8 protein-coding genes are annotated in these 4,566 nt (G+C 66.3%); 2 read left to right on the top strand and 6 right to left on the bottom strand.

All coding sequences use genetic code 11. From position 1 onward, the window contains the following. Window positions 1–115: 115 nt before the first annotated feature. Entirely contained in the window at window positions 116–862 is a 747-nt protein-coding gene (locus A5698_RS11570) for a L,D-transpeptidase (RefSeq protein WP_067085833.1), read from the top strand. Window positions 863–874: 12 nt separating this feature from the next. Here the strand turns inward: A5698_RS11570 and A5698_RS11565 are convergent, their stop codons facing one another. The 5 genes from A5698_RS11565 to A5698_RS11545 all read right to left on the bottom strand — a co-directional run bounded on the left by A5698_RS11565 (window position 875) and on the right by A5698_RS11545 (window position 3,980). After that, entirely contained in the window at window positions 875–1,552 is a 678-nt protein-coding gene (locus A5698_RS11565) for a sterol desaturase family protein (RefSeq protein ID WP_067085836.1), read from the bottom strand. Then, window positions 1,549–2,271: a FadR/GntR family transcriptional regulator gene (locus tag A5698_RS11560; RefSeq protein ID WP_067085839.1), complete on the bottom strand. Its 723-nt coding sequence runs from the start codon at window positions 2,269–2,271 to the stop codon at window positions 1,549–1,551. The genes A5698_RS11565 and A5698_RS11560 overlap by 4 nt, the downstream gene beginning before the upstream one ends. Before the next feature lie 51 nt (window positions 2,272–2,322). Next, the gene (locus tag A5698_RS11555; protein WP_082963868.1) at window positions 2,323–2,694 is read right to left on the bottom strand and encodes a nuclear transport factor 2 family protein; all 372 of its coding nucleotides are present in this window, start codon (window positions 2,692–2,694) and stop codon (window positions 2,323–2,325) included. A 9-nt stretch (window positions 2,695–2,703) separates the two neighbouring features. After that, window positions 2,704–3,123, bottom strand: coding sequence for a lipoprotein LpqH (locus A5698_RS11550; protein ID WP_067085843.1), 420 nt, complete (start codon window positions 3,121–3,123; stop codon window positions 2,704–2,706). An 80-nt stretch (window positions 3,124–3,203) separates the two neighbouring features. Further along, window positions 3,204–3,980 carry an MmyB family transcriptional regulator gene (locus A5698_RS11545; RefSeq protein WP_068296630.1) on the bottom strand — a complete coding sequence of 259 codons (777 nt, stop codon included), beginning with the start codon at window positions 3,978–3,980 and terminating at the stop codon, window positions 3,204–3,206. A gap of 111 nt (window positions 3,981–4,091) precedes the next feature. Between A5698_RS11545 and A5698_RS11540 the strand changes: the two genes are divergently transcribed. Then, window positions 4,092–4,379: a hypothetical protein gene (locus A5698_RS11540; RefSeq protein ID WP_067085849.1), complete on the top strand. Its 288-nt coding sequence runs from the start codon at window positions 4,092–4,094 to the stop codon at window positions 4,377–4,379. 95 nt (window positions 4,380–4,474) lie between these two features. On the opposite strand, the gene A5698_RS11535 is transcribed toward A5698_RS11540, so the two are convergent. Continuing rightward, window positions 4,475–4,566: excalibur calcium-binding domain-containing protein (locus A5698_RS11535; protein ID WP_197506748.1), on the bottom strand; the 92-nt coding region annotated here is incomplete at its 5' end.

Below are 4,566 nucleotides of genomic sequence, written 5' to 3'. Positions count from 1 at the left end.
GGCAGGCCTGAGTCCCGGCGGGCATGGTCGGCGCGGACACCGCAAAGGTGCGCTCGGCGGCCGCGCGGTCTTCGATCGCCCGGGGGAACCTCATGAGACGACTTAGGATGGAAGTGTGCTGAAGCTACGAAATCTGCTCGCGGTGGCGAGCCTCGCGGTACTCACCGTGGTCTCCGCCCCGACTAGTTCCGCGGGTGTCGCAACGCCGACCGATGTAGCCAGCATTCAACCGGCCGGCCAGACAGTCGGTGTGGCACATCCGATCACGGTGACGTTCAACCGGGCGATCGAAGACCGCGCGGCCGCCGAGCGCACCTTTGCGGTGTCCGCGCCGACCATGCCCGCCGGGACTCAGGCCGGGAAGTTCGCCTGGCTCGATGACCGTGTGCTGCAGTGGACTCCGGAGCAGTTCTTCCCGGCGCATTCGACCATCACAGTCACGGCGGGGAACACCAAGGCCAGTTTCCAGACCGGAGCCGAGGTGCTCGGGGTGGCCGACATCGACGCCCACACCTTCACCGTCAGCATCGACGGCGAAACCATGCGCGAGATGCCCGCATCGATGGGCAAGCCGAAGTACCCGACACCCAGGGGATCGTTCACGGTGCTCGAGAAGCAGAGCCCGGTGATCATGGATTCGCGCACCATCGGCATTCCGCTGTCCGATCCCGAGGGTTACAAGCTCACCGTCTACTACGCGGTTCGCATCAACTGGGGTGGGGTGTACGTGCACTCCGCACCGTGGTCGACGGGTTCGCAGGGGTATGAGAACGTCAGCCACGGCTGCATCAATCTCAGCCCGGACAACGCAGCGTGGTACTACGACACGGTGAGCATCGGCGACCCGGTCATCGTTCAGTAGCCGCCGACACCTTCACGCCGGTTGAGCGCCGGCGTGAAGGTTCTTCGCCGTCGGTGAGTTCTCCACCGTGGACGGATCAGGGTACGTGCCGAGCACTCGGTCGGCCGTCCCGGAGCTGGTGACCGTGAACCAGTAGTGCTCGTTCTTGAAGTGATGATGGCGATGGTTACGCCAGACCGCCCGATAGAGAGCGGTTTTCGGTTTGTAGTCGCTGTGGATCAGATAGTGCGTCCACTCGTACACCAGTCCGAGCACGCCGATGCAGACGAGGTACGACAGCCCGAGACCCAGGCGGGGGAACGCCAGGAGGCCGATGGCGACGGTCACCGGTAAAACCCACGTGGCCAGGGACTTCCATGGGATGAAGATCAGCGGGATGCTGCGCGGATCGCTGTGGTGCCCCCGGTGTTCGCGGGCCAACAGCGGATCGATCGTCAAGGGTCCCAGCCGTTTCGGCCGCCAATGCAGGACGAAGACGTGGATGATCCATTCGAAGAACGGGAAGACCGCGAGCATCACCACCGGCACGACCGCATCGGTGATCTGCCAGTCGCCGACGACGATGCGGGCCACCGCCGCGGCCACCAGGGTGGCGCCGATCATCCAGGGGGAGGGGTGTTTTGAGAACTCACCGAGTGCATCAGCGAGCGTGAACGATTTGCGCGCGCGACGTGCGTCCGTGGTTGTCATCGCTGTTTCTCCAGATCGTCGAGAGCGTGCAGCAGGGCTGTCGTCGCCGGCTCGAGAAGGTTCTGGGCGGCCTGCCGGGCCCGCGGCGGATCGCCGGCCGTGATCGCGTCGGCCAATTCCCGGTAGGCCTGCGGCCTGCCGACCTCGTCGGCCATCACCGCCGCTAGTGCGGGGAGCGCCGGTTCGTAGGTGGCCCGCAGTGTGTTGTACATCAGCCGGAAGGCGATCGAGTCGGCGCCGTCGACGATGTGGTCCCAGAACGTCAGGGCGTGACGTTGCTGTTCGACGGGATCGTCCGCGGCGGCCAGGTCCTGCAGAGCTTGATCGAGCGATGGGGCCAGGTTCGTGCCGCCGCGTTCGGCGGCCAGTTCGGCGACTTTGGGGCCGTTGTGCAGCCGCGTCTCGAGGATGCTCCGGACGACGGACAGATCGAGTTCGCCGCCCCGGATCAGGAGGCGGGGAAGCAGGTCCAGGCCGGCGTGGCGCCGGAAGTCACGGACCGTGGTGGCGTCGCCCTGGCGCACCTCAACCAGACCCGCGGCCGTGAGCCGCTTGAGCGCCTCGCGGACAGCGGGGCGGGAGACGCCGAGGACCTCGGCCAATCTGCGCTCGCTGGGCAGCGACTCGCCGGGCTGCATCTGCCCGCTGAGCACCTCCGACACGATCTGCTCGAACACGTCTTCGGGCACGGAGCGCCGATTTACCGGTTGCAGGGCCATGCCGCCAGAGTGCCAGCCGACCGGACAGAGGTCAAGTGGTCAGACCAGTGATCAAGAAGCGGAGAGGCGTTCCTTCATCATCTCGGCCAGCGTCAACGTCGCCGACAGGGGTCGGACCATCACCGTGAGCTCACTGATCGCGCCGCTCTCGTCGGTTCGGATGAAGTCGCAGCCTTCGATGTCCTTGTCGCCGACCTTGGCCTGGAACATCAACGCGTGATCGGACGCGTCGGGCGCTCCGATCTCGCGGACGTACCGGAAGTCTTCGAAGACCTCCATCACGGCCTTCAGGATGTGGCGCAGCGCGTCGCGCCCCTGGTAGGGGGTGAAGACGACGGGGCTACGGAACACAACGTCGTCGCGGCACAACGCCATCATGGCGTCGAGGTCGGCGGCCTCCACCGCTTGGCGAAATTTGTGCACGGTGCCCGCTCAGCAGTTGGCTTCGATACGGAAGGTGGCAGTCACCGCGTTGCTTGGGTTGTCGGTGAAGGAGCCGTCGGCCGAACCGGTGATCGTGAACTTGCCACCGGTGCCCTTCACCTCAGCCTCGCCGATGTTCCCTTTCCAGAAGTTGCCGGTGAAGCCACCGAAGTCGTTGAACGTGACCGCCTCGACGGTCACCTTGTCTCCGGTGCCGATGTTGGCCGTGAAGCCTTTCGTGTCCTCGGGCGTCTCGATCGTCCACAGCCACCCGGATTGCTTGCACAACACCGCGTGCGGGCCACCGGTGCTCTCGCCGTTGATGGTTACCTTCGCGGTCGTCCCCCCGAGTGCGGCGGGCGGCGTCGAGCAGCCCGCGGCACCGGCGACGAGCATGACTGCGGCTGCCGCAACGAGTCGGTTGTCCATGACGCCAGACTCTATTGGTGTTTGCGGCCGCACATGCGCGGTTCGGTCGGACTACCCGCAGAGCAGGACACTCGTGCCGATCACCGCAAGGCGGTCGCGGTGGCGTCGTCGGCGGGGAGGAAGGCCTCGATGGAGAGCTCAGCGGCGGTGAGGTCGAGCGCGGTGCCGAATGTCGTGACGGTGGACAGAAAGGTCAGCAGCCGCCCGTCGGGTGTGTAGAGCTCGAGCGGCACCGCGACGCCGCCCAGATCCGACGAGCCGCCGGAACCGCCGGGGTAGGAATCGATTTCGGCCAGCAACGTCGACAGCTCGTGCGATCCGCTGACGGCGACCTCGCGCCGGAGGCGCTCGATGAGATGGTGTCGCCACTGCGCGAGGTTACGGATCCGGGGCGCCAACCCGTCGGGGTGCAGGGCGATCCGCAACGCGTTGGGCGGTTGGAGAAGCTCGGGGGCTACACCCTCCAACAACACGCCGGTACCCTCGTTCGCCCGCACGATCTGCCAACCGCGATCCACCACGATGCAGGGAAAGGGGTTGTAGGCGTTGAGGACTCGGTCGATCCCGGCCCGGACCGCGGCCATGTCCGGGTCGTCGAGTGAGCGCTCGGGATACACCGGAGCAAGGCCCGCCGCCAGCAAGAGCTGGTTCTGTTCGCGGCGCGGCACGTCGAGCACCTCGGCCAGCCGCAGCACCATCGTCCGGCTGGGCGCGGACCGGCCCGTTTCGATGAAGCTGACGTGCCGCGGCGACACCTCGGCCGCGATGGCCAGGTCGAGCTGACTGAGCCGACGACGCCGGCGCCACAACTTCAGCAGCCCGCCGAACGCCTGGGTCTGCACACCCGCGGAGGTCATGGTTGTCAGTGTGGCCTCTCGCGCACCGTGCATCCACTACGTCGCAGGTAATTGCGGCGGTTACCTCAGCGGGGGAGCGTTGACGGTGATCATCGAGCAGAAAGGAGAATCATGGGAACCCTTCCCGCCACGACGCCGATTCCGCGGTGGCTGCGGTTCGTGCTGATCTCCGACCGTGCCGGGTCGGCGTGGTACATCGGTGCCGGGTTCTTCTTCGCGCCCGTGCTGGCGGTGCTGTCGCCGTGGCCGGCGATCACCGCGGTGTGCTGGGCCGTCATCGGGCTCTTCGGGCTATGGCTCGGACTGCTCGGCATCGCGATGGCGACCGGGCTGGCGATGGTCTTGAAGTCGAACGGCGAAATACCCGAGGAGTATTGGCGCTCGATCATCGACTACTGACGCGCCTCAGATGGCGCTGTGATCGAGTGTCGTGGCTCCACTGTTTCTATGCGATGGCACCGCACAACCCGCAGCCCGTTGGTGTGGACAGACACTCATGTGTCGCATGCGGTGCCGTCGCCGTCTCGGTCGAGCCCTTTGCGATAACCCGGCTCGCCGACCTGAATTGGGGCGGCCCCGGCGGCGC

This window comes from Mycobacterium sp. E136, from assembly GCF_001666865.1.
Classification (GTDB): Bacteria; Actinomycetota; Actinomycetes; order Mycobacteriales; family Mycobacteriaceae; genus Mycobacterium.
This window is presented reverse-complemented; position numbering and strand designations above follow the sequence as displayed.

Bases quoted from the DNA above. Each gene is read 5' to 3' on its own strand.
- A5698_RS11560 (WP_067085839.1), bottom strand. From the start codon at position 2,271: ATGGCCCTGCAACCGGTAAATCGGCGCTCCGTGCCCGAAGACGTGTTC.
- A5698_RS11540 (WP_067085849.1), top strand. From the start codon at position 4,092: ATGGGAACCCTTCCCGCCACGACGCCGATTCCGCGGTGGCTGCGGTTC.
- A5698_RS11550 (WP_067085843.1), bottom strand. From the start codon at position 3,123: ATGGACAACCGACTCGTTGCGGCAGCCGCAGTCATGCTCGTCGCCGGT.
- A5698_RS11565 (WP_067085836.1), bottom strand. From the start codon at position 1,552: ATGACAACCACGGACGCACGTCGCGCGCGCAAATCGTTCACGCTCGCT.
- A5698_RS11545 (WP_068296630.1), bottom strand. From the start codon at position 3,980: ATGACCTCCGCGGGTGTGCAGACCCAGGCGTTCGGCGGGCTGCTGAAG.